The organism is Microbacterium stercoris, assembly GCF_017592545.1.
GTDB lineage: Bacteria > Actinomycetota > Actinomycetes > Actinomycetales > Microbacteriaceae > Microbacterium > Microbacterium stercoris.
Genome location: NZ_JAGFOA010000005.1, coordinates 181,660 through 205,998 on the forward strand (window position 1 = coordinate 181,660; position 24,339 = coordinate 205,998).

23 protein-coding genes are annotated in these 24,339 nt (G+C 69.9%); 18 read left to right on the forward strand and 5 right to left on the reverse strand.

Annotated elements, in window-relative coordinates:
- The first annotated feature begins 58 nt into the window (after positions 1–58).
- Positions 59–892 (forward strand): undecaprenyl-diphosphate phosphatase, encoded by an 834-nt coding sequence (locus J5V96_RS13260; protein WP_208500149.1) that lies wholly within the window; start codon positions 59–61, stop codon positions 890–892.
- 67 nt (positions 893–959) lie between these two features.
- On the opposite strand, the gene J5V96_RS13265 is transcribed toward J5V96_RS13260, so the two are convergent.
- Positions 960–1,874 carry a PAC2 family protein gene (locus J5V96_RS13265; RefSeq protein ID WP_307793368.1) on the reverse strand — a complete coding sequence of 305 codons (915 nt, stop codon included), beginning with the start codon at positions 1,872–1,874 and terminating at the stop codon, positions 960–962.
- Between the two features lie 160 nt (positions 1,875–2,034).
- Here J5V96_RS13265 and J5V96_RS13270 point away from each other — a divergent pair, with 160 nt between their 5' ends.
- Positions 2,035–3,060 (forward strand): nitronate monooxygenase, encoded by a 1,026-nt coding sequence (locus J5V96_RS13270; RefSeq protein WP_208500150.1) that lies wholly within the window; start codon positions 2,035–2,037, stop codon positions 3,058–3,060.
- Positions 3,061–3,069: 9 nt separating this feature from the next.
- On the opposite strand, the gene J5V96_RS13275 is transcribed toward J5V96_RS13270, so the two are convergent.
- Positions 3,070–3,675, reverse strand: coding sequence for a TetR family transcriptional regulator C-terminal domain-containing protein (locus J5V96_RS13275; RefSeq protein WP_208500151.1), 606 nt, complete (start codon positions 3,673–3,675; stop codon positions 3,070–3,072).
- A 63-nt stretch (positions 3,676–3,738) separates the two neighbouring features.
- Between J5V96_RS13275 and J5V96_RS13280 the strand changes: the two genes are divergently transcribed.
- From J5V96_RS13280 to J5V96_RS13345, 14 genes are all read left to right on the forward strand, one after another.
- On the forward strand, positions 3,739–4,449 hold the full coding sequence (locus J5V96_RS13280; RefSeq protein ID WP_208500152.1) for an SDR family NAD(P)-dependent oxidoreductase: 711 nt from the start codon (positions 3,739–3,741) through the stop codon (positions 4,447–4,449).
- A 1-nt stretch (position 4,450) separates the two neighbouring features.
- A complete protein-coding gene (locus J5V96_RS13285; RefSeq protein ID WP_208500153.1) occupies positions 4,451–4,846 on the forward strand; it encodes an SgcJ/EcaC family oxidoreductase in 396 nt (131 codons plus the stop codon).
- A gap of 59 nt (positions 4,847–4,905) precedes the next feature.
- The gene (locus tag J5V96_RS13290) at positions 4,906–5,598 is read left to right on the forward strand and encodes an HAD family hydrolase (protein ID WP_307793373.1); all 693 of its coding nucleotides are present in this window, start codon (positions 4,906–4,908) and stop codon (positions 5,596–5,598) included.
- Positions 5,595–6,635, forward strand: coding sequence for a tRNA (adenine-N1)-methyltransferase (locus tag J5V96_RS13295; protein ID WP_208500154.1), 1,041 nt, complete (start codon positions 5,595–5,597; stop codon positions 6,633–6,635). Before J5V96_RS13290 ends, J5V96_RS13295 begins: the two co-directional genes overlap by 4 nt.
- Positions 6,636–6,645: 10 nt before the next feature.
- Entirely contained in the window at positions 6,646–7,635 is a 990-nt protein-coding gene (locus tag J5V96_RS13300; RefSeq protein ID WP_208500155.1) for an FKBP-type peptidyl-prolyl cis-trans isomerase, read from the forward strand.
- Between the two features lie 53 nt (positions 7,636–7,688).
- Complete coding sequence (locus tag J5V96_RS13305; protein WP_372439923.1) at positions 7,689–8,675, forward strand: helix-turn-helix transcriptional regulator; 987 nt, start codon at positions 7,689–7,691, stop codon at positions 8,673–8,675.
- Positions 8,672–9,634, forward strand: a complete 963-nt coding sequence (locus tag J5V96_RS13310) for a helix-turn-helix transcriptional regulator (RefSeq protein WP_208500156.1) — start codon at positions 8,672–8,674, stop codon at positions 9,632–9,634. Before J5V96_RS13305 ends, J5V96_RS13310 begins: the two co-directional genes overlap by 4 nt.
- 75 nt (positions 9,635–9,709) lie before the next feature.
- Positions 9,710–9,976 carry a Sec-independent protein translocase subunit TatA gene (gene tatA, locus J5V96_RS13315; protein ID WP_208500157.1) on the forward strand — a complete coding sequence of 89 codons (267 nt, stop codon included), beginning with the start codon at positions 9,710–9,712 and terminating at the stop codon, positions 9,974–9,976.
- 6 nt (positions 9,977–9,982) lie between these two features.
- Positions 9,983–10,810: a twin-arginine translocase subunit TatC gene (gene tatC, locus J5V96_RS13320; RefSeq protein ID WP_372439924.1), complete on the forward strand. Its 828-nt coding sequence runs from the start codon at positions 9,983–9,985 to the stop codon at positions 10,808–10,810.
- Complete coding sequence (locus J5V96_RS13325; RefSeq protein WP_307793375.1) at positions 10,807–13,206, forward strand: DEAD/DEAH box helicase; 2,400 nt, start codon at positions 10,807–10,809, stop codon at positions 13,204–13,206. Before tatC ends, J5V96_RS13325 begins: the two co-directional genes overlap by 4 nt.
- Positions 13,203–14,804, forward strand: coding sequence for an apolipoprotein N-acyltransferase (gene lnt / locus J5V96_RS13330; RefSeq protein ID WP_208500158.1), 1,602 nt, complete (start codon positions 13,203–13,205; stop codon positions 14,802–14,804). The genes J5V96_RS13325 and lnt overlap by 4 nt, the downstream gene beginning before the upstream one ends.
- Positions 14,805–14,814: 10 nt before the next feature.
- Complete coding sequence (locus J5V96_RS13335; RefSeq protein ID WP_208500159.1) at positions 14,815–15,030, forward strand: methionine aminopeptidase; 216 nt, start codon at positions 14,815–14,817, stop codon at positions 15,028–15,030.
- Positions 15,031–15,119: 89 nt separating this feature from the next.
- Entirely contained in the window at positions 15,120–16,460 is a 1,341-nt protein-coding gene (locus J5V96_RS13340) for a glutamine synthetase family protein (protein WP_208500160.1), read from the forward strand.
- Positions 16,461–16,467: 7 nt separating this feature from the next.
- Positions 16,468–19,461 (forward strand): bifunctional [glutamine synthetase] adenylyltransferase/[glutamine synthetase]-adenylyl-L-tyrosine phosphorylase, encoded by a 2,994-nt coding sequence (locus J5V96_RS13345; RefSeq protein WP_208500161.1) that lies wholly within the window; start codon positions 16,468–16,470, stop codon positions 19,459–19,461.
- A gap of 34 nt (positions 19,462–19,495) precedes the next feature.
- On the opposite strand, the gene J5V96_RS13350 is transcribed toward J5V96_RS13345, so the two are convergent.
- Together J5V96_RS13350 and glnA are read right to left on the reverse strand one after the other, a co-directional pair.
- On the reverse strand, positions 19,496–19,771 hold the full coding sequence (locus tag J5V96_RS13350) for a hypothetical protein (protein WP_236014372.1): 276 nt from the start codon (positions 19,769–19,771) through the stop codon (positions 19,496–19,498).
- Between the two features lie 217 nt (positions 19,772–19,988).
- The gene (gene glnA, locus J5V96_RS13355) at positions 19,989–21,413 is read right to left on the reverse strand and encodes a type I glutamate--ammonia ligase (protein WP_208500162.1); all 1,425 of its coding nucleotides are present in this window, start codon (positions 21,411–21,413) and stop codon (positions 19,989–19,991) included.
- A 171-nt stretch (positions 21,414–21,584) separates the two neighbouring features.
- On the opposite strand from glnA, the gene J5V96_RS13360 reads away from it, so the two are divergent.
- Positions 21,585–21,980, forward strand: a complete 396-nt coding sequence (locus J5V96_RS13360; protein ID WP_208500163.1) for an RDD family protein — start codon at positions 21,585–21,587, stop codon at positions 21,978–21,980.
- A gap of 73 nt (positions 21,981–22,053) precedes the next feature.
- Here the strand turns inward: J5V96_RS13360 and J5V96_RS13365 are convergent, their stop codons facing one another.
- On the reverse strand, positions 22,054–22,761 hold the full coding sequence (locus J5V96_RS13365) for a DUF4191 family protein (protein WP_208500164.1): 708 nt from the start codon (positions 22,759–22,761) through the stop codon (positions 22,054–22,056).
- Between the two features lie 144 nt (positions 22,762–22,905).
- On the opposite strand from J5V96_RS13365, the gene J5V96_RS13370 reads away from it, so the two are divergent.
- On the forward strand, positions 22,906–24,282 hold the full coding sequence (locus tag J5V96_RS13370; RefSeq protein ID WP_208500165.1) for a hypothetical protein: 1,377 nt from the start codon (positions 22,906–22,908) through the stop codon (positions 24,280–24,282).
- The last annotated feature ends 57 nt before the right edge of the window (positions 24,283–24,339 follow it).

Here is a 24,339-nt window from a genome sequence, read left to right on the forward strand (position 1 = left end):
GCGGATCATCCGGAAGAAGGATGAGGCGCGCGGCGCGCGTCGCCTAGGCTCGACTCTCGTGCCGTTCATCGAAGCGATCATCCTCGGCCTCGTGCAGGGTCTCACCGAGTTCCTGCCGATCTCGTCGAGCGCCCATCTCCGCATCCTCGGCGAGCTGCTGCCGTCCGCGACCGATCCCGGTGCCACGTTCACCGCGATCACGCAGATCGGCACCGAGGCCGCCGTCATCATCTACTTCCGCAAGAAGATCGGACGGATCATCTCGCGCTGGTTCCAGTCGCTCTCCGGCAAGGTCGCGCGCAACGATCCCGATGCCCGCATGGGGTGGATCGTCATCCTCGGCACCGTGCCGATCGTGATCGCGGGCTTCCTGCTGCAGGACACGATCCGCACCTTCAACCGCAACCTGTGGCTGATCGCGATCGTGCTCATCGTGTTCGGACTGATCCTCGGATGGGCGGACGCCTACGGTCGCCGCACGCGCGAGTTCGACGACGTGACCTACGCGTCCGGCCTCACCATGGGCGTCGCGCAGATGCTCGCCCTCGTGCCGGGTGTTTCCCGTTCGGGCGCGACCACGACCGCGGGCCGCCTGCTCGGCTACAAGCGCACGGCGGCTGCCGAGTACTCGTTCCTGCTCGCGGTTCCCGCCGTGTTCGGCAGCGGCCTGTATGAGCTGATGCACGCGCTCACCGAGCCGGACAACGGCCCGTACGGCATGCCGGAGACGCTCGTCGCCACGGTCGTGGCGTTCCTCGTCGGCTGGGCCGTCATCGCCTACCTGATGAAGTTCCTGCAGACGAAGAGCTTCTTGCCCTTCGTGATCTACCGCGTCGCCCTCGGTGCCGTGCTGCTCGTGCTGCTGTCGACGGGTGCGCTCCAGGCGTTCTGAGCCCTCCGCAGAAGAAGAGCCCCGCGGATGATCCGCGGGGCTCTTCTGCTCTGTCCGTCGTTCCGAATCAGCGCGAGCGTCCGTCCGGACGTCCGTCGCGGCCATCACGGCCGTCTCGGCCGTCGCTGCGACGCAGGTAGCTCTCGAAGGCCTGCGCGATCGCGTCACCCGAGGCCTCGGGCGCGTCGACGGTGTCGCGCTGCTGCTCGAGCTGGCGGATGTACTCGCGCATCTCGTCGTCGTCGGCCGCCGCGGCATCGATGGTCGCCTCCCAGGCGGCGGCCTCGGCGGCGAGGGTCCCGCGCGGCACATCGGCGGCGGCGAGCTCCTCGAGGCGGTCGAGCAGCGCGAGCGTCGCCTTCGGCGAGGGCGTGTGACCGGCGACGTAATGCGGCACGCTGGCCCAGAGGCTGGCCATGGGGATGCCCGCTCGCTCGGCGGCGTCGCCCAGCACGCTGAGGATGCCCACCGGGCCCTCGTAGGCAGAGCGCTCGAGCCCCAGCGTGCGGCGCAGGGCGTCGTTGTCGCTGCCCGCGAAGATCGAGATCGGGCGGGTGTGCGGCACGTCGGCCATCATCGAGCCGAGCGTCACGAGCCCGGTGACGTCCTCGCGGAGCGCGACATCGATGAACTCGGCGGCGAAGGCCTGCCAGGCGCGGGCAGGTTCGACCCCCGTCAGGATCCAGAACTCGGTGCCGCCCGCCCGCGGCGCCACGGGGCGGCGCAGCACGGCCTCGGGCCATTTGAGGCGACGACCGCCCTCACCGTCGTTCTCGACGGTCGGCCGAGTGTACTGATAGTCGAAGTACAGCTCGGGATCGACGGCGAGCACTGTCTCGTACTCGGTCTCCCCGAGCAGATGCTCGATCGCGCTGGTGGCCGCCTCGCCCGCGTCATTCCATCCGTCGAACGCGGCCACGATGATCCGGCGCCCGAGGGTCGCACCCGTCTCGGTGCTCTCGGTGACGGCGTCGTGCTCCACGCGGCTCCTCTCGGTCCGGCAGGCAGGGTGCCAGCGGGACTTCGTCCCAGGATAGGCGCGCGGCGCCCGCCTCGGGCGTGAGTGGGACGGCGCGCACTCACCGACCTTTAGTTGACCGATCGACTAGTACCATGATGACTGCATACGGAAGGACCACACCATGCAGGACATCGTCGACACCGAACTGCCGATCGTCGCCGCCCCGATGGCGGGCGGCGCCACCACGATCGATCTCGTCGCGGCCGTGGCCGACGCGGGTGGCCTCGGGTTCCTCGCCGCGGGCTACAAGACGCCGCAGGCGATGCTTGAGGACATCGGATCCGTGCGCGCACGCGGCCTCGAGCGGTTCGGGGTGAACCTGTTCCTCCCCGCTCCGTCCGGGATGTCTGAGCGGGTTTTCCGGGCGTATGCGGAGACGCTCCAGGACGATGCCGGGCGCTACGGGCTCGACCTGTCAGGGGCGCCGCTGCGAGAGGACGACGACCACTGGCGGGAGAAGATCGATGCGCTCATCACCGATCCGGTTCCCGTGGTCTCCGTCACCTTCGGCGTGCCGGATGCGCGCGACGTGCGGGCGCTGCAGCGCGTCGGCACGCGTGTGCTCGTCACCGTGACGACGGTCGCCGAGGCGCTCGCGGCCCGCGAGGTCGCCCCCGACGGACTCGTTGTGCAGGGGAGCGATGCGGGTGGGCACAGCGGCACCCACGACCCCGCGCGCCGCATCGAGCCCGTCTCGACCGAGGAGGTGGTGCGCGAGGTCGTGGCCGCAGCGGGGCTGCCGGTGATCGCCGGCGGCGGAGTGGACGGCCCCGAGAAGGTGCGCGCCGTGCTCGCGGCGGGAGCTCAGGCAGTCGCGGTGGGAACGCTGCTGCTGCGCACCGATGAGAGCGGGGCCTCGCGGGTGCACCGCGATGCCCTCGCCGATCCGCGATTCGCCGAGACGGTCATCACCCGCGCGTTCACGGGGCGCCCTGCTCGCGCCCTGCGCAACGCGTTCATCGAGGCGCATGAGGCCGAGGCGCCGCTCGGCTATCCGGTGATCCATCACCTGACGCGCGAGATGCGCCAGGCCGCGGCGCGTGCGGGCGACGCCGATCGCGTGCACCTGTGGGCGGGCACCGGCTGGCGCAGCGCGCGCACGGGCCCGGTGGGGGATGCGGTGCGCGACCTCGCCAGACTCGTGTGACCCGCCGCCTCAGGAGACGCGCTCGGTCACGCCGACGAGGCGCAGGCTGCTGGCCCACATCGCGTCGAGCTGTGCGGGGTCGTTGAACAGCTTCGCGAAGAGGATGAGGCCTTCGAGCTGGGCCACAATCGACTTGGCGGCCGCCACGGTGTCCACAGGCTCGATCTCGCCGGATGCGACGGCCTGCTCGAGGTGCGAGGTGATCATCTCGACCTGCTCCGCGAAAACGCCCTGCAGCCGCTCTCGGATGGGCTCGCTGATCGCCCCGACCTCGAGGGCGAGGTTGCCGAACAGGCAGCCGGTGACGGTTCCGGTGCCCGCGAGCGCGTCCGCCTGGATCTGCGTGGTGGCGTCGAAGAGGCGGTGAAGGCGCTCGAGCGGCGACCCCTCGCCATGCAGGATCGATGCCCAATCGCTCTTCTGACGGATCCAATGGTCCTCGATCGTCGCGAGGGCGAGCGCCTCCTTCGAGGGGAAGAAGTAGTAGAACGACCCCTTCTGCACGCCGGCGCGAGCGCAGATCTCCGCGATCCCGACCGCGCTGTACGACTTCTCGGCGAACAGCGAGAGCGCGGCGGCGAGCAGTCTCTCGCGGGCATCGGAGGTGCGACCCATGTCTCGAGTGTAGATCTCAGATTGGTGGGAATAGTTGACCGACCGTCTAGGTTGGATCGAATTATGAACACACAGAAGGTCGCCGTCATCACCGGCGCATCCCAGGGCATCGGAGCATCCCTCGTCACCGCCTACCAGGACCTCGGCTATGCCGTCGTCGCCACCTCGCGCTCGATCGCCGAGGCGTCAGGAGAGAACCTCGTGACGGTCGCCGGCGACATCGCCCAGCCCGCCACCGCGGAGCGGGTGGTCGAGGCCGCCATCGCGCGCTTCGGGCGCATCGACACCCTCGTCAACAACGCCGGCATCTTCATCGCAAAGCCGTTCGCCGAGTACACCGCGGACGACTACGCCGCGATGAAGGCGACCAACCTCGACGGGTTCTTCCACCTCACCCAGCGCGTGGTGCAGCGACTGCTCGAGCAGGGAGAGGGAGGTCACATCGTGAGCATCACGACGACCTTCGTCGAGCATCCGAACTCGTCGGTGCCTGCTGTGCTCGCCTCGCTCACCAAGGGCGGCATCGCCGCGGCGACCCGCTCGCTCTCCGTTGAGCTCGCGGGTGCGGGGATCCGCGTGAACGCTGTCTCGCCCGGCATCATCAAGACGCCGCTGCACCCGGAGGAGACGCACGAGTTCCTCGCCGCGCTGCACCCGGTGGGCACCATGGGGGAGATCTCCGACGTGGCGCGCGGCGTCGTCTATCTCGAGCAGTCGCCGTTCGTCACCGGCGAGTTCCTGCACATCGACGGCGGCCAGATCGCGGGCCACTGAGATGTCCGTCCTGACCGGGGCCCGGATGGATCCGGAGTCCGTCGTCATCGTCCAGCCGCTGCTGGACGCGTGGGCGGCGGCGATCGCGGACGGCGCGCCGACGGCCGTCGCCGCCCTGTTCACGCCGGATGCGCTGCTGCAGGGCTTCGATCCGGCGCCGGGCTTCGGTCGGGCGAGCATCGAGGCGTACTACGCCAAGCAGCCCGCGGGTCTGCGCGCCGACGTCGATCTGCTCGTCGCGCGTCCGCTGGGTCCGGACAGCGTGCTCGGCTACGCGCACGTCGTCTTCCACCGCCCGGAGGGACCGGTGCCCGTGCACCTGACCGCCGTCGCCGAACGGACGGCGGACGGGTGGCTGCTGAGCCACTATCACGTGTCCCGGATCACCCTGGGATGATCCGACCCGTCCGAGACGCGGCTCAGGGGAGCCGCGTCTCGGGCGGCTAGGCTTGCTCGGTGACTTCCCCCTCTGATCTGCCCGCCGCCGTCCTGTGGGACATGGACGGAACGCTCGTCGACACGGAGCCCTACTGGATGGCGGCGGAGACGCCGCTCGTCGAGGAGTACGGCGGCACCTGGACCCACGAGGACGCCCTGAAGATGGTGGGCCTCAACCTCGAGGCGTCGTCGAAGATCCTGCAGGCGGCGGGCGTCGCTCTCAGTCCGCAGGAGATCATCTCGCGTCTGTCGGCCGGCGTCATCGCGAGCTGCGTCGAGAAGGGCGTGCCGTTCCGCCCCGGAGCGCTCGAGCTGCTCCGTGATCTCAAGCAGCACGGCGTGAAGACGGCGCTCGTCACGATGTCGTACCGTCACATGGCCCTGGCGATCGTCGACCTGATCGGATTCGACGCCTTCGACGTGGTCGTCGCAGGCGACGACGTCGAGCGCGGCAAGCCGTTCCCCGACGCCTACCTCCAGGCGGCCGAGCAGCTGGGCGTCGACATCGCCGAGTGCGTCGCGATCGAGGACTCTCCCACGGGGCTGAGCTCCGCCATCGCCTCCGGTGCGGTGTCGCTCGGCGTCCCCAACTTCGTCTCGCTCGACGACGCGGGTGCTGACGCGCTCTGGCCTACGCTCGCCGGGCGCACGGCGGCCGACCTGGGCGTGCTGCACGCGGAGCACGCCCCTCTGAAGGAGAACCAGGCATGACCGCCGCTTCCCGTCCCCGCGGTCCGTTCCGCTACGGCGACCGTGTGCAGCTGACCGGCCCGAAGGCGCGGATGCACACGATCACTCTGCGGGAGGGCGGCGAGCTCCACACCCACCACGGAGTGCTCAAGCACGAGCAGCTCGTCGGGCAGCCGGATGGATCCGTGTTCGAGAACAGCTCGGGCCACGAGTATCTCGCCCTGCGTCCCCTGCTGCGCGACTTCGTGATGTCGATGCCGCGCGGCGCCGCCATCGTGTACCCCAAGGACGCCGCCCAGATCGTGTCGCAGGCCGACATCTTCCCGGGGGCCGTCGTTGTGGAGGCCGGTGTCGGATCCGGCGCGCTGACCCTCTCGCTCCTGCGCGCCGTGGGGCCCGAGGGCCGGGTCATCTCGTTCGAGCGCCGCATCGAGTTCGCGGAGGTCGCTCGCGCGAACGTCGAGACGTTCTTCGGCGAGACGCCGGCGTACTGGGAGGTGCGAGAGGGCGACCTGGCCGAGGCGCTGCCCGAGGCCGTCGAGAGCGGATCGGTCGATCGCGTTGTGCTCGACATGCTCGCGCCGTGGGAGGTGATGGACGCGGTCGTCGATGCCCTGGCACCGGGCGGCGTGGTGATCTGCTACGTCGCGACCGCCACCCAGCTCTCGCGCGTCGCCGAGTACATCCGCGGCACCGGTGCGTTCACCGACCCCGAGGCGAACGAGACGATGGTGCGCGGCTGGCACGTCGAGGGGCTCGCCGTGCGGCCCGACCACCGGATGGTGGCCCACACCGCGTTCCTCATCACGGCGCGGCGCCTCGCGCCCGGCGTGATCCCTCCCGAGGTGAAGCGTCGCGCGTCGAAGAAGAGCTTCTCCGACGAGGACGTGGAGATCTGGACCCCCGGGGCCGTCGGCGATCGCGACATCACCGACAAGAACCTCCGCAAGCGCATCCGTGAGGCGCAGCGCGCAGCCGACGGCGCGCGTCTGGCGGCCGGTCGCGGTGAGGGCCCTGGCGCCTCGGCGGCGTCAGAGGCACCCGCATCGGACGCATAGACTGAACGGCATGCGTAGGAGCTCGGCCGTCCTCTCGATCACCGCACTGCTGACCCTGGGACTCGCGGGTTGCGCGGCTCCCGCCGGCTCGGCGCTCGCCTCCTGCGACCGGGTCGCAGACAGCGACCCGGGCACGATGGGCCTCATCGATGTCTCGGGAGACCTCGCCGATGCGCCCCGCGTCGAGGCCGAGGTGCCGTTCGTCGCGCCGAGCGATGCGTACGCCGACATCGAGCGCGGCGAGGGCGCGCTCATCACGAGCGTCGACCAGCCCGGGGTCCTCGACATCACGCTGTTCGACGGCGAGACCGGCGCTCCGCTGATCGGCACCGCCTACGACGGCGACGTCAGCTCGCTCGGCCCGCTGTCGGGCTGGACCCAGCAGTTCCCGGCGTTCGAAGACGCGCTGCTGTGCGCCACCGAGGGATCGCGGATCGCCGTCGCGATCTCGGAGGACGGCATCGCCCCCGAGGTCCGGCAGCAGTACGCGCAGGCCGGCATCCCGGATGAGGGCTCGCTCATCGCGGTGCTCGACGTGCGCAAGGTGCTGCCGCTGGCGGCGTCCGGGTCGGTGCAGTTCAACTCCGGTCTCGGCCTGCCGACCGTCGTCCGCACCCCCGACGGCGTGCCCGGCATCATCGTCCCCGACGCGAAGGCGCCCACCGACGTGGTCTCGCAGACCCTCATCAAGGGCGACGGCGAGAAGCTGACCGCGCAGGACGCCCCCCTCGTGCAGTACACGGCGGTCTCCTGGGACGGCCGCGAGGTCACCGACTCGACGTGGGGCACGGGCGATGCGGCCCCGGCTCCGATGCAGCTGACGCCCGGACTCTTCGGCGAGGGATTCGCCAAGGCGCTCGTGGGTCAGACGGTCGGCTCGCAGATCATGGTGGTCGTCCCCGACGGCCTCGGCCCGCAGCAGGGCGCGGCCCCGTTCCGCGAGGGCGAGACGATCGTGTTCGTGGTCGACATCCTCGGCACCCTTCCGACCGCACAGTGAGGCGGGACGTCGCGCCGCTCCTGCTGGGGCGGCGCGCGTCCTAGGATGGCCAGGTGGCACAGCGGATCCAGGCGGGTGAGCGTCAGCTCAATCTCATCGTGGCGCTGATGGCCACCGAGATCGGACTGACGAAGCAGCAGATCCTGGAGTCGGTCTCGGGCTACCGTCAGCGCAACGCCGAGAAGGTCGACGCGCTCGAGAAGATGTTCGAGCGCGACAAGGACGACCTGCGCGCGCTCGGCGTGCCGATCGAGACGATCGGCGACAGCGCCGATCCGGCCGATCTCCGGGAGGCGCGCTACCGCATCCCCAAGGCGGAGTACGACCTGCCCGCCGACATCGACTTCACGCCCGGGGAGCTCGCCGTGCTCGCCCTCGCGGGCTCGGTGTGGAGCGAGGGCTCGCTGTCGAAGGACGCCACCACGGGGCTGCGTAAGATCCGCGCCCTCGGCATCGAGGTCGATGAGCCGATCATCGGCTTCGCCCCGCGCATGACGGTGCGCGAACCGTCGTTCGGCCCGCTTCGGGACGCCATCGAGGCCTGCCGCATCGTGGCCTTCGACTACCTCAAGCCGGGGGAGGAGAAACCGCGTAGGCGGACCGTGCGCCCCCTCGCGCTCGTCGACTTCGAGGGGCGCTGGCACGTGTCGGCGCACGACGTCGACGCCGACGGGGAGCGGATGTTCCTGCTGGCCCGCATCGTGGGCGACGTGATGCCGACGCGCAAGGGCTTCGATCCGGCGCTGCGAGACGGCGCGGGCGAGCGCGCGATGGCAGGCCTGCGCGCGGTCGCCGAGCGCAACCGCGCGCTGCTGGAGGTCACTCCCGGCACCGAGGCCGCACTGCGTCTGCTGCGGCGCGCGCAGCCGGCTCCGCAGGGCATCCGCGTGCCGTTCGTCGACCTCCACATCTTCGCGGACGAGCTCGCCTCGTACGGGCCGGAGGTGCGTGTGGTCGACCCTCCGGAGCTGCGCGATGCGGTCATCTCGCGGCTGCGCGCCGCCCTCGCCGCGCACTCGGCGTCGGGGAGCGCGGCATGAGCCGCATGGTGACGCCCGACCTCGTCACGCTGTATCTCACGCTCGTGCCGTATCTGCTGGAGCGCGGCGAGGTGTCGGTCGTCGACGCCGCGCGCGACTTCGACGTATCGCCGGCCGAGATGCGGTCGATGGTCGAGAAGCTCACGGTGATCGGCATGCCGGGCGAGGACGACTACTTCCAGATGCCGAACGAGATGTTCGACATCAACTGGGATCTGCTCGACGAGCAGGACGTCATCGAGATCACACAGTCGGTGGGACTCGAGCGCACGCCCCGCCTCACGGCGCGCGAGGCCGCCGCTCTCATCGGCGGCCTCCGTCTCACGGCGGCCCTCCCGGGCATCGCCGGCACGGAGGTGCTCGAAGGGCTCCTCGCCAAGCTCGCGCGCGGTGCGGCCTCGGCTCCGGCGGAGGTCGTGATCGTTCCCGAGCCTGTCGACGCGGTGCGGGCGCTGGTGGCTCAGGCCCTGCGCGAGCAGGTGTCGCTGTCCTTCACCTACAAGAAGCCCGACTCCGAGCCGACGATCCGCACCGTCGATCCCGTCAAGGTCACCGTCGCCGACGGCCAGTGGTATCTGCAGGGCTGGTGTCACCTGCGGCGCGCGATGCGCAACTTCCTCCTCGAGCGGGTGTCCGATCCTCGTCTCACCGACACTCCGATCACCCACGGGCACGAACCGGTGTCGGAGCTGTTCGAACCGGGCGCGGACGACGAGATCGTCGTCGTGCGCTTCGCGGATGAGCTGGCGCCGCTCGTCGGCGACTACCTGTCGGGCGCCGAGTCCACCTCGCACGACGGCGTGACCACGGCGCGTTTGCGGGTGTCCGATGCCCGCACCCTCAAGCGCCTCGCGGCCCGCCGGTCGGGGCGCGTCGAGATCCTCGAGCCCGCGGCGGCGCGGCGTGCGGCCGCCGACTGGGCGGCGGATGCCCTCGCGCTGTACGGCGATCGGAGCTGACGGCGCTCAGCCGGATCATCTCTCGCGACGGTTAGACTGACCGAGCTTCCCCCGACACGAAGACGGAGATCCCCCATGGGCAACCTGACCGGCTGGCACCTGCTGATCCTGCTCGCTGTCATCCTGCTGCTGTTCGGAGCCGCGCGCCTTCCCGCGCTCGCGCGCAGCCTCGGCCAGTCCGCTCGCGTCTTCAAGAGCGAGGTCAAGCAGATGAAGGCCGAGGACGAAGCCGGCAAGCCCGGCACGCCTGCCGAGACGCAGGCTCCCGGCTACACGCTGAACGGCAACCCGACGGATCGCCTCCCCGGCGCCGACGAGCCGCACAAGCCGACCCAGCCGTAGGCGTCCGTGACCGCGGACTCCGCGTCGTCCGACCTCCCCGTCTCGAAGGACGACCTCCCGTACCGCGATCGGCGGATGTCGCTCGCGGATCATCTCGTCGAACTGCGAAAGCGGCTGATGATCGGCGCAGCCGCGCTGGTGATCGGCATGATCGTCGCGGCGTTCCTGACGGATCCGATCATCCAGTTCCTGCTGGGACCGATCGAGCAGGTCGCGAAGCAGCTCGATGACCCGTTCACGCGCCTCACCTACGCGAACGCGACGGGCGCGTTCGACATGCGCCTGCGCATCGCGTTCGCGATCGGTCTGCTGATCTCCGCACCGGTGTGGCTGTGGCAGATCTGGGCCTACATCATGCCGGGGCTCACCCGGAAAGAGGTGCGCTACACGATCGGCTTCATGGCGTCGGCGATCCCGCTCTTCTTCGCGGGCTGCTACGTCGCGGTGCTGGTGCTGCCGCACATCCTTCTCGTGATGTCCTCGTTCGTGCCGCAATCCGAGGTCGCGTCGCAGATCTACGACGCCGAGAAGTACTACGACCTGGTGTTCAAGACGCTGCTCGCGATGGGCGTGGCGTTCGTCACCCCGGTCTTCCTCGTCGCACTGAACCTGGCGGGGATCCTGTCGGCGAGCGACATCCTCAGGGGCTGGCGCGTCGCGATCGTGATCGCGACCGCGTTCGCCGCCATCGCCACACCTTCGGCGGACATCGTCTCCATGCTGGTCCTGGCGGGCATCCTGGTCGTGCTGTACTTCGCGGCCTACGGTGTCGCATACCTGTTCGACTGGCGAAAGGCCAGACGAGAGAAGGCCCTCGAATCGGAGATCTCGTGACCCTTCATCCTCAGACCGAGTCGTTCGCGGCGGCCCAGAAGTTCCGCCTCGACGAGTTCCAGGTCGAGGCGTGCAAGTCGCTGGAGAGCGGGCGCAGCGTGCTCGTGGCCGCGCCCACCGGAGCGGGCAAGACGATCGTCGGCGAGTTCGCCATCCATCTCGCGATGCAGACATCCGATCAGAAGGCCTTCTACACAACGCCGATGAAGGCGCTGTCGAACCAGAAGTTCCGGGAGCTGCAGGAGGTGTACGGCGCCGAGCAGGTCGGGCTGCTCACCGGAGACGTCAACATCAACGGCGATGCGCGCGTGGTGGTCATGACCACCGAGGTGCTGCGCAACATGCTGTACGCCGACTCGACGGCGCTGCGCGGGCTCCGCTACGTGGTCATGGATGAGGTGCACTACCTCGCCGACCGCTTCCGCGGCGCCGTCTGGGAAGAGGTCATCATCCACCTCCCCGCGGCCGTGCGGCTGGTCTCGCTGAGCGCCACGGTGTCGAACGCGGAGGAGTTCGGCGACTGGCTCGACACCGTGCGCGGCGACACCGAGGTCATCGTCTCCGAAACCCGTCCCGTGCCGCTCGAGCAGCACGTGCTGGTGCGCGGCGACCTGCTGCCGCTCTTCGACGAGCGCGCGGGTGCCGCCGCCGCGCAGGTCAACCACGAGCTCATGCGCATGCGCGGAGGCCAGGCGCACGCCGCCAACAGCGCGTTCTTCGACGCCCGCCGATCGGGCAGGCGCCGCGGCTCCTACCACCGGCCCGGTCCGCCGCGACGCGCCGAGCGCATCGACCGTCCGGAGGTCGTGCACCTGCTCGAGCGGTCCAACCTGCTGCCGGCCATCTTCTTCATCTTCAGCAGGGTCGGCTGCGACGCGGCCGTGCAGCAGGTGCGTCGGTCGGGCCTGCAGCTCACGACGGCGGAGGAGCGCCGCGAGATCCGCGAGGTGATCCAGGATCGGACGGCGATGCTGCCCGACGAGGATCTCGCGGCCCTCGGCTTCTGGGAGTGGGCGGAGAACCTCGAGCGCGGGCTCGCCTCGCACCACGCGGGCCTGCTGCCCGCGTTCAAGGAGGTCGTGGAGGAGCTCTTCCAGCGCAAGCTCGTCAAGGTCGTCTTCGCGACCGAGACCCTGGCTCTGGGCATCAACATGCCCGCGCGCACCGTCGTCCTCGAGAAGCTCGAGAAGTTCAACGGCGAGGCGCGGGTCGCGATCACCTCGGGGGAGTACACCCAGCTCACCGGTCGCGCCGGCCGCCGTGGCATCGACGTCGAGGGCCACGCGGTTGTGCAGTGGACCGAGTCGATGGATCCGCAGGCCGTCGCCGCGCTCGCGTCGCGGCGCACCTACCCCCTCAACTCGAGCTTCCGTCCGACCTACAACATGGCGGTCAACCTCATCGACCAGTTCGGGCGCGAGCGTGCCCGAGAGGTGCTGGAGTCGTCGTTCGCGCAGTTCCAGGCCGATCGCGCGGTGGTGGGGCTGGCGCGGCAGGTGAAGGATGCCGAGGAGTCGCTCGCCGGATACCAGAAGGCCATGACCTGCGAGCTCGGCGACTTCGCCGAGTACGCGGCCATCCGCCGGGACCTCTCCGACCTTGAGAAGCTCAACCGCCGCGACACGACGGCCGGACGAGGCACGCGCGAGAAGCGCGAGCGCGAGATCAACGGCCTCCGTCGCCGGATGACCCGGCACGCGTGCCACAAGTGCCCGGACCGTGAGGAGCACGCCCGCTGGGGTGAGCGGTACTGGAAGCTCAAGCGACAGACGGACAAGACCCGTCGCCAGATCGAGAACCGCACGGGCACCGTCGCGCGCCAGTTCGACCGCATCCTCGACGTGCTCGCCGCGCTCGACTATGTCCGCTTCGAGGGATCCGACGCGACCATCACCGAGGCCGGATCCCGCATGAAGCGCATCTACGGCGACCGCGATCTGCTGGTGGCCGAGTCGCTGCGCACGGGCATCTGGAAGAACCTCGATGCGGCTTCGCTCGCGGCTCTCGCCTGCGCCCTGGTGTACGAGCCGCGCGGGCGCGATGGTGAGCAGGTCGATCCGCGGTCGCTGCCGCGGGGCGCGTTCCGTCTCGCGCTGGAGGAGACCGAGCGCCTCTGGGCGGAGCTCGACGATCTCGAGCAGGACTTCCGTCTCCCCGGCACCCAGCCCGTGGCCACCGGCCTGGCGGGACCCATGCACCTGTGGGCCCGCGGAGGGCAGCTCGATCGTGTTCTCGCGGAGGCCGACCTGGCCGCCGGCGACTTCGTGCGCTGGGCCAAGCAGACGATCGACCTGCTCGATCAGCTCTCGCAGGTGGCCGACGGTGAGCTGGCGCGCACCGCGAGGAGGGCTCTCGACGCCGTGCGCCGCGGCATCGTCGCCTACAGCTCGCTATGACCGGCCCTCAGGCCCGGCCCGCGCGTCCCTCGAAGCGCGGCGGCCGCCACGCGCGCGGCACCGCGCGCCCCTCCGCCCCCATGCCGCTCTGGGCGGCGGTCCTCGCGGCGGTCCTCGGCGGGCTCGCGCTGGATGCCTCGTTCCCGTCTCTGGGTATCTGGCTGCTCGCGCCCGTCGCCGTGTCCCTGTCGCTCGCCTCGCTGATCGGGCGCCGTGCGGGTGAGGCGCTGCTCGTCGGCTTGGCGTTCGGCGCCGCATTCTGGTTTCCGCACATCGACTGGATCTCCCGTTTTCTCGGCGACAATCCGCAGAGCTGGGTGCCGTGGGTCGCGCTCGCGGGCATCCAGACGCTGTTCACGGGTCTCGGGGCCATCCCGATGGCGCTGGCGTATGGGTGGTTCCCCCGAGCGCGTTGGGCTCGCCTGACGCTGCTCCCGCTCCTCATCGCCGCGCTGTGGAGCGCACGCGAACTCATCACCGGCAGCTGGCCGTACGGCGGCTTCGCGTGGGGCCGGATCGGCATGAGCCAGTCCGAGAGTCCGCTCGCGCATGTCGCCTCCTGGGTGGGGGTGACGGGGCTGACGTTCCTCATCGTGTTCCTCTGCGCCGCGGCCATCGAGCTCGTGCGACTGCGCCGAGAGCTGCAGATCGTGGCGTTCACGCCCTTCGTCGCGATCGCGGCGATCCTGCTTCTGCTGCCGGCCTGGCAGACGACGCCGGTCGGCAGCCTCCGCGTGGGCGCCGCGCAGGGCGCCGGACCGTCGGCGTACATGGACGCGCGCGAGCCGTGGGAGCTCATCCAGGCGCAGCTGGACGCGTCGAAGCCGCTGCGCGAGGAGCTGGTCGACCTCGTCGTCTGGCCCGAGGGCGGCGTCGACTACGACCCGCTCCAGGACCAGGCCACCGCGACGATGCTGTCGAATGCGGCGCGCGCTTTCCGCGCGCCGATCCTGATGAACGCGGCGTCCGAGGTGGGGGAGCAGGTCTTCAACACCTCCATGCTCTGGACGGCCGACGGCGTCGACGTCGAGGGCGGCCTGCAGACGCACGCCAAGCGGCATCCGGTGCCGTTCGGCGAGTACGTGCCGGATCGCGCGTTCTTCGCCGCGATCGTGCCCGATCTCATCGGCATGATCGGGCGCGAGTACACCCCCGGTCGGGATGCCCCGACCGTCACAGGGGGCGATGTGGTCGTAGGCCTGGCGATCTGCTTCGACGTGATCGCGGACGACGTGATCCGCGAGGGGCAGGAGGCAGGCGCTCAGGTGCTGGTGTTCCAGACGAACAACGCCGACTTCCGTGGAACCGACGAGAACCTGCAGCAGCTGGCCTTCGCACGGATGCGCGCGATCGAGACGGGTCGCAGCGTGGTCAACCTCTCCACCGTGGGCACGAGCCAGCTCATCGCCCCGGATGGGACGACGCAGGCGGCTCTGGCGGTGGACGAAGCCGGCCTGATGATCGGCGATGTCGAGCTGCGGGAGGGCCTGACACCCGGCGTGGTGCTCGGGCCGTGGGTGCAGCAGGGGCTGCTCTGGGGTGCGCTGAGCGGGATCGTTGCGCTCGGCATCCTGCGCCTTGTCCGCCGACGGGCCTAACATCGGGGGCATGAGCTTCGAGGACACCGGCCTGCCGGCCGACGAGTGGTGGTACAACTCCCGCACGGGTGAGGTCGAGCACGGGCCCGAGTCCGCGTCCCTTCACCGTGTCGGTCCCTTCGCGACGCGAGAGGAGGCCGAGCGCGCTCCGGAGAAACTGCAGGAGCGCTCGAAGGCCTGGGCCGCCGAGGAGGCGCGCGAGGACGGGTGGGGCGACGCGTCGTGAGCTCCTCGGCCCACTAGGCTGATCGAGCGGCATGCCCCTGCCGTGACGGCTGGTGGCCTGCCACACGACGGATCCCGAAGAGGAGACCCATGGACAAGCAGAGGGACTTCGTTCTGCGCACCATCGAAGAGCGCGGCGTCAAGTTCGTTCGCCTCTGGTTCACCGACGTCGTCGGCACGCTGAAGTCGGTCGCGATCGCTCCCGCCGAGGTCGAGGGCGCCTTCAGCGAGGGCATCGGCTTCGACGGGTCGGCCATCGAGGGCCTGACCCGCACCAATGAGTCGGATCTGCTCGCGCAGCCCGATCCGACGACCTTCCAGATCCTGCCCTGGCGCGGGGAGATCGATCCGACCGCGCGCATGTTCTGCGATCTGTCGACGCCCGACGGGGAGCCGGCGGTGGCCGACCCGCGCAATGTGCTCAAGCGCACCCTCGCGAAGGCCGCTGACGCCGGCTTCACGTTCTACACGCACCCCGAGATCGAGTTCTACCTCTTCAAGTCGGGCAAGCCGGGGCACGACGGTCGCCTCGAGCCGGTCGACCACGCGGGGTACTTCGACAACGTGCCCGGCGGCACGGCGCACGATTTCCGCCGTCGCTCGGTGCGCATGCTCGAGGACCTGGGCATCTCGGTCGAGTACAGCCACCACGAGGGCGGCCCGGGGCAGAACGAGATCGACCTGCGCTATGCGGATGCGCTGACGATGGCGGACAACATCATGACCTTCCGCACAGTGATCAAGGAGGTCGCGATCGAAGAGGGCGTGCACGCCTCCTTCATGCCCAAGCCGCTCGCGGGAGAGCCGGGAAGCGGCATGCACACGCACATGTCGCTCTTCGAGGGCGACACGAACGCCTTCTTCGAAGAGGGAGCCCCCCACCAGCTCTCCAAGACCGGCCGCCAGTTCATCGCCGGTCTGCTGCACCACGCGCAGGAGATCGCGCTGGTCACCAACCAGTTCGTCAACTCGTACAAGCGCCTCTGGGGCGGCGACGAGGCGCCGAGCTTCATCACCTGGGGCCACAACAACCGCTCTGCCCTCGTGCGCGTCCCGCGGTACAAGCCGGGCAAGAGCCAGTCCGCGCGCATCGAGCACCGCGGCATCGACTCGGCCGCCAACCCCTACCTCGCCTACGCGCTGATGCTCGCCGCCGGCCTCAAGGGCATCGAGGAGGGCTACGAGCTGCCGCCTGAGGCGGAGGACAACGTCTGGGCGCTCAGCGACACGGAGCGCCGCGCGCTCGGCTACAAGCGCCTTCCCTCCAGCCTTCACGACGCGATCCGCTACATGGAGGACAGCGAGCTCGTCGCCGAGGCCCTCGGCGAGCAGGTCTTCAGCTACGTGCTCAGCAACAAGCGCCGCGAGTACGACCAGTACCGCGCGCAGGTCACGCAGTTCGAGCTGAAGCACAGCCTCGACATCATCTGAGCCCCGGATGTCGGATCGCGCGCAGTCGTCGCTGACGAACCTCGCCCGGATCGGCTTCTCGCGCCTCGACGCGGCTGCCGGACAGCTCGATGAGCTCTCCGAGCTGGTCGGGGTCGACCGGGAGGTGCTGCTCGCGGACGCCGCCTCGGCGGCCGATCCCGACGAGGCGCTGGCAGGCCTCCTGCGCATCGCGTTGCGCCGGAGCGAGGTCGTGAGCACCGTGCTGCAGGATCCGCACGGAAGACGCGTCGCCTGGCGGCTGCTGGGCGCGTCGTGCGGCTTCGCCGATTTCTATCTGCGACGACCGGATCAGCTCGCGCGCTTGATCGAGGCCGGCCGTCGGCTGCCATCGACCGCCGAGCTCAGGCGCGTGATGCACAGCGCGGTCGGAGCGGACGCGGACGGCTTCGCCGCGTCCGGCGACGACTCGGCGTGGATCGGGCTGCGTGTGGAGTACCGGGCCCAGCTCGCGGAGATCGCCTCGTATGACCTGATGAGCGCGGATCCGGTCGCCGTCGTCCACGAGGTCTCCGCCGCCCTGGCGGACGCCGCGGGCGCGGTGCTCGACGCCTCGCTTGCGATCGCGCGGACGAAGGCGCTCGGCAAGGGCGGCTTCGGCGGCTTCCCGCGGGAGGAGATCGCGCAGACGCGGCTCGCGATCCTCGGCATGGGCAAGTGCGGTGCGCGCGAGCTGAACTACGTCTCGGATGTCGACGTGATCTTCGTCGGCGAGGCGGCCCCCGGCTCAGAGCTTGCGGAGTCCCGCGCCATCGAGATCGCGACGCGGCTGGCCATCCAGACCATGCGCGGCATCGACGGCATCGAGGCGGAGCCGCCCCTTTGGGAGGTGGATCCGAACCTTCGCCCCGAGGGCAAACAGGGTGCCCTGGTGCGGACGCTCGAGTCCCACCTGGCCTATTACGACCGCTGGGCCAAGAGCTGGGAGTTCCAGGCGCTGCTGAAGGCCCGGCCTATCGCCGGCGACATCGCGCTCGGCGAGGCGTACGTGGCCGCGACGCAGCCGCTTGTGTGGTCGAGCTCAGGGCGTGAGGACTTCGTCGACAGCGCCCAGAAGATGCGCGAGCGTGTGATGGAGCACATCCCCGCCGCCGACGTCCCCCACCAGGTCAAGCTCGGCCCGGGGGGCATCCGCGACATCGAGTTCGCCGTGCAGCTGCTGCAGCTCGTGCACGGCCGCACCGACGAGGCGATCCGCGTACCTGCGACCCTGCGAGCGATCCCGGCGCTCGATGACGGAGGCTACATCGGTCGTGCGGAGGCGAAGGTCTTCGACCGGGACTACCGCGTGCTGCGTCTGATCGAGCACCGCCTGCAGCTCGTGGGACTCTCCCGCACCCACCTCATGCCGCGCACGGAGGACGGTCTGCGTGTGCTGGCGCGCGCGACGGGGCTGGCCGAATCCGCCAGCGGCATGACCGCCGTCTGGGAGGACATCAAGCGCGAGGTGCGTGAGATCCACGTGCGGCTCTTCTACCGGCCTCTGCTGGGCGCCGTCGCCCGCCTGCCTCAGGACGAGGGGTCGCTCACGGAGGACCAGGCACGCGACCGTCTCGCCGCCATCGGCTTCCGCGAACCCGCCGTCGCCCTGCGCCATATCGCCGCGATCACGAGTGGGCTGAGCAGGAAGGCGGTGATCCAGCGCACCCTGATGCCCGTCATGCTCCGGATGTTCGCGGACGGGGCAGATCCCGATTACGGGCTGGTCGTCTTCCGCCGCATCAGCGAGCGCCTGGGGGAGACCCCGTGGTTCCTGCGGATGCTGCGCGACTCGTCCGGGGCGGCGGAGCGGCTGACCCGGCTGCTCTCGACCTCCCGCTATGCGGGCGAGTTGATGGAGTGGATTCCCGAGTCCGTCGCATGGCTCGACAGCGACGAGCAGATGCGGCCGCGCAGTGCCGCCGCGCTAGAGGAGGAGGCGCGCGCCATCCGCACGCGCCACGAGAACCTCGAGGACGCGATGCGCGCCGTACGGGCCCTGCGTCGGCGCGAGATGCTGCGTGCCGCCATGGGCGCGGTGCTGGGGGCGACGACCGTCGAGCAGGTGGCCGATGCGCTGACCACCATCACCGATGTGACCCTGCGCGCCACGTTGCGCGCGGTGCAGCGCGCCGTGGTGCCGGACGAGGACGTGTCGCTCGACTTCTCGATCGTCGGCATGGGCCGCTACGGCGGATCGGAGCTGGGCTTCGGATCGGACGCCGACGTGCTCTTCATCTATCGGCCGGAGAACGTGGAGCCCCACCGCGCGGAGCAGCACGCGGGGCGGATCGTCGCCGAGCTGCGCCGGGTGTCCGAGGACTTCCGTCTTCCGCTCGAGCTGGACGCAGATCTCCGCCCCGAGGGGCGCAAGGGCCCGATCGTGCGGTCGCTGGACGCCTATGCCGAGTACTACCGCCGGTGGTCGGGTTCTTGGGAGGCTCAGGCTCTGCTGCGCGCGCGCGGCGTCGCCGGCTCGCACAAGCTGCTGGAGGCGTTTATGCGGCTCGCCGACGATGTCCGCTATTCGCCCTCGCCGGACGCTCAGGCGGTGCGGGAGATCAAGCGCATCAAGGCGCGCGTCGAGAACGAGCGGGTCACCTCCCGGATGGATCCGACCCGCCACCTGAAGCTCGGCCCCGGTGGACTCAGTGACGTCGAGTGGCTTGTGCAGCTGCTGCAGCTGCAGCACGCGCATGAGATCCCGGCGCTGCGCACGACCTCGACGCTCGGCGGCCTGGATGCCGCCGTCGAAGCGGAACTCATCACAGAGGAGGACGCGGAGCTCCTGCGGGCCGCGTGGATCCTGGCGAGCCGCCTGCGGTCAGCCAACACGCTGCTCACGGGACAGACCAGCGATCTGCTTCCCACCGACCGTCGGCGCCTCGAGGGCATCGGTCGCATTCTCGAATACCCGCCGCACAGCGCCACCCAGGTCGAGCAGGACTGGCTCGGCACGGCTCGTCGCGCCCGCAAGGTCTTCGATCGCCTGTTCTACGGGTGATCCGGCTGGCTCAGTGAGCCCGCCGCGCCGGGCCTCAAAGGTCGAAGGGCCCGCCGTAGGGCTCGAGGAGATCCCCCGTGTCGCGGGGGTCGTACCGCACCGTCTCGAGCGAGAACACCACGTGGGTCGCAGGCGAGACCAGCACGCTGACCGAGCGATTGCCGACCACCGTGAACTCCACGAACCGGGTCTGCGAGGCCGCCTGTTCGATTCGCGCCTTCAGCGCCTCCACGTCCTGACCCTGAGCAAGCAGGAACGCAGAGCCGTTTACCGTGACCTCCGTACGGACCATCGTCTGCATCTCAACCATGTGGGCACGCTACGCCGCACCGTGCGCCGCTTCGACCGGGTTGCGGGACGTCGCCGAGCGCGCTAGACCCGCGCGTTCCCGCGTGCTTCTGGGCCCCGCCATCGCGCCCGCTGCACGAAAAGAGCCCCTCGAGGTGAACTCGAAGGGCTCTTATCAGGATCTGGGGAGCGTCAGCGGATGCGACCGCCTCCGCTCCCCGACGACCCGGCGGCGATTCTCAGACGCCGTAGTACAGCTCGTACTCGAAGGGGTGCGGACGCTGCGCGGCGGGAAGGATCTCCTTCTCGTGCTTGTAGGCGATCCACGTGTCGATCAGCTCGTCCGTGAACACACCGCCGGCAGTGAGGAACTCACGGTCGTTGTCGAGCGCCTCGAGCGAGTCGACGAGCGAGTTCGGAACCTGGGGGATGCTCTTGGCCTCCTCGGCCGGCAGCTCGTAGAGGTCCTTGTCGATCGGCTCGTGCGGCTCGATGCGGTTCTTGATGCCGTCGAGACCGGCCATCAGCTGGGCCGCGAACGAGAGGTACGGGTTGCCCGAGGCGTCGGGAGCGCGGAACTCGATGCGCTTGGCCTTCGGGTTGGAGCCCGTGATCGGGATGCGGATCGCGGCGGAGCGGTTTCCGGCCGAGTACACGAGGTTGACCGGCGCCTCGAAGCCCTTGACCAGACGACGGTACGAGTTGAGCGTCGGGTTCGTGAAGGCGAGCAGCGCGGGGGCGTGCTTCAGGATGCCGCCGATGTACCAGCGAGCGATGTCCGAGAGCTGCGCGTAGCCCTTCTCGTCGAAGAAGAGCGGCTTGCCCTCCGACCACAGCGACTGGTGCACGTGCATGCCCGAGCCGTTGTCGCCGAAGAGCGGCTTCGGCATGAACGTGGCGGTCTTGCCCCACTGCTCCGCCGTGTTCTTCACGATGTACTTGAACTTCAGCACGTCGTCCGCGGCGTGGACCATCGTGTCGAAGCGGTAGTTGATCTCCGCCTGGCCCGCGGTGCCCACCTCGTGGTGCGAGCGCTCGACCTCGAGGCCGGCGTCGGCCAGCTTCAGGCAGATGTCATCGCGCAGGTCGGCCTGCTTGTCGACCGGCGAGACGGGGAAGTAGCCGCCCTTGAACGGGGTCTTGTTCGCGAGGTTGCCACCCTCCTCCTCGCGCCCGGAGTTCCACGCCGCCTCCTCGGAGTCGACCGCATAGAACGACTTGCCCTGCGAGACCTCGTAGCGCACGTCGTCGAAGACGTAGAACTCGGCCTCGGGGGCGAAGAACGCGGTGTCCGCGATGCCGGTCGAGGCGAGGTACTTCTCGGCCTTCTTGGCGACCTGGCGCGGGTCCTTCGAGTAGATCTCGCCGTTGCGCGGGTTGAAGATGTCGAAGATCATCACCAGCGTCTTGGACTCGCGGAACGGGTCGAGGTAGGCCGTGGTCACGTCGGGGATGAGCTGGAGGTCCGACTCGTTGATGGAGGCGAAGCCGCGGATCGACGACCCGTCGAACATCTGACCGACCGTGAAGAAGTCCTCGTCGACGGACGCGGCCGGGATGTTGAAGTGCTGCTGGACACCAGGAAGGTCAGTGAAACGGATGTCGAGGAACTTGACATCGTTTTCCTTGATGTACGACAGCACCTCGGAAGAGTCGTTGAACATGGAGGCTCCAGAGTGGTGGGACTTAGGGTGGGGATCGCCTGGAACGCAGGTGACTCGACGAAAGTATCCCGGGGGCGTTGCTCGAGGGTGTCCCTCGTGTTTCCGGAATGTTACGCGGGGTCAGGACGGGGGCGGACCGGTGAGGACCGCCGCGCCGCTTAGGCTGGAACGATGAGCGATTCCGGTGACGACTACCCGGGCCACGGCCTTGGGCTTCCGAGAGACGGGCGCGGAAGCATCGCCCACCTGCCGCGAAGGATCCTGGGGCTCGCCGTCGACTGGGCCGCGACCCTGGTCATCGCGAACGCCTTCTTCGCGGGGGAGCAGCTCGCGCCGCTCGCCGTGTTCGCCGTGATCCACATCGTCTTCATCCCGACCATCGGGGGCAGCCCGGGACACCGGATCGCCGGCCTTCGGCTTCAGGCCGCAGGCGGCGGCTGGACCGGCGTGTGGCGTCCGATCGTGCGCTCGGCCCTGCTGGTCCTGGTGATCCCGGCGGTGATCTGGAACAAGGACAACCGCGGACTGCACGACCTCGTGGCGGGCACCGTGCTCGTCCGAGCCTGACCCGATCGGTTCGCGAAACCGAAAAGGCCCCGCCTGGTGGCGGGGCCTTTCCTCGTCTCAGGAGATCGGGATGTCAGCGCGGACGCGGCGCGCGCGCCTTCGTGGGGTCGATGCCCTTCGGGATCGGCAGCGATGCGAGCGACTGCGACATCGACTCGATGCGCTGGATGACGGCGCCCATGGTGGCGCGGTCGATGGCCTTGGGCAGCTTCTTGATCGTGCGCACGAGCTCGGAGATCGGCACCTCGCCCTCGCCGTGGCCCACGTACAGCTCCGTCACGGGCACACCGGCGGCGACGCGGCTCGTCTTCATCTTCTCGTCGCGCATCAGCTTCGTCAGCCGGCCGCGCGCGCCCTCGCCGACGACGACGATGCCGCCGCGACCGACCGCGCGGTACACGGCCTCCTGCGTCTTGGGGTTCACGCCCACGGGCATCTCGCTCGCACGCCAGTTGCGGCCGAGCATGGTCGAGAGGACATGGCCGGATGCGCCGGGCATGCCATCGAGCTTCTTGTACATGGCGCCGGTCGAAAAGCGCGTGAGCGTCATCATCGCTCCGAGCGCGCCGATCAGCAGGCCGGCGATGCTCCACAGAACGATGCCGAGCACATCAGGCTGCAGAAGGAAGCCGAGCGCGACGCCGATCCCGATTCCGAGGAGGGCCACCCCCACCAGCACCCAGCCGACCCACGGGTACACCTCGCGCGTGAAGGTGAACAGGGATCGGATCTGCGAGAAGAAGCCGGGGCGCTTCTCAGCCTGAGGGGTGCGTGCTGCCATACCCTCCAGTCTACCGAGGCGTGCGCTGGCGCTCGACCGCCCCCGCGGTGCTGTGGCTCGTCCACATCCGGCCGTTCGGCCCCGCTCGTTCACATCTCGACCTCCCGCCGCTGGGGCGCTCCGTCGACGCCGCAGGATGGGGGCATGCCCCAGCTGCGAGCTCGTCCCGGCGCGCCGGATCCGCCCGCGGAGACAGCGCGGTCTGCCTCCACGTCGGCACCGCTGACCGATGCCTACCGCCCGATTCGCCGGATCTCGCCGCCCGAGGCGCCTCTCGACGGCGTGCTCGCCGCGGTCGGGGAGCGGCGAGTGCTGCTCGCCGATGCCGCAATGGCGGCAGACGGTGTCTTCGCGGCGCGCGGGCAACCGCCGCAGCACCTGCTGACGCCCCGGGACGTCGTGCGTCGTGCCGACGGGCACGACCTCGAGCTGCCATGGTGCCGCGAACGGGTGACCCGCCTTCTCGATGCGCGAAGCGCACAGGGGCGTCCCCTGGCGGGAGGGGAGATCGTCACGCTCGCGGTGAGCGTGCTTCGGGGCACCTGCGAGGCCTGGGACGACATCGGGCCGGAGGGCGAGCCGATGCCCGGCCGCTGGTGGCTCGACGACGAGGGGCGTCCGCTCTTCGCGCCGATGCCCGATGGTGGCCAGATCGCGCGGGAGGCCGCGGATCTGCTGGAGCAGGCGGCCGCGCACACGCGCGACCGCGTGATGCTCCGACTGCTCGGGCAGGCGCGCGAGGCGCTGCAGCGCCCTCGCCGGCTGTGGCGGCTGATCGGCCCCCTCGAAGACGCGCTTCTCGAAGCATTCGCGTCGCGCGGCATCGAGCAGCCCGACGCGAGACCTGCACGACGGGCGATGCTCGATGAGCCGGAAGTCGGAGCGAGGGAGGCGTTCCGACCGCCCCCGCGTGGGGCACTCACCGCGATGTCCGAGAGCTTCGCCGGCGCAGCGCTCGCGGACCTGCTCGGAGAGACCCTCGACCGCGTCCGTGGCGCGGTGCGGCGTGTTGCGACGGGCAGGAGCGAGGGTGGACGTCGTGTTCCGCTGATGGTGGGTGCGGCCGTGGCAGCCGTGGTACTCGGCGGCGGGCTGCTCTGGCCCACGGACGTGCAACCCGCCGATGCGCGGTCCCCAGGCAGAGGTGGCCGGTCAGCCGCGCCCGGCACCACCGCACCCGCGGTGCCGACACCGGCACCGACCCAGACACCGACTCAGCGCCCGACGGCGCACCGTGAGGACGCGCGCGCTGCCGGCGAGCGTCTCCGCAGGGCGATCGTCGACTGTGCCGCACACGGCGATCCGCTGTGCGAGGTCGTGCGCGAACCGGGCGCTGAGGCGATCGACGATGGCGTGCTCGCCGCGCTGGCGGAGGCCGGTACCACCCAACTGCTGGACGACTACGGCGATGTTGCGGTGCTGCGCGCCGATGGGCCGGAAGGCCGATCTGCGTTGCTGCAGATCGTGCGGCTCGACGGCCACTGGATGCTGCGCGGCGCGCAGCTGCTGCCAGCCGGCTGAGATGCACGGACGCCGAAGGGGCCCGGCCGGCGTGATGCCGGACCGAGCCCCCTCAGG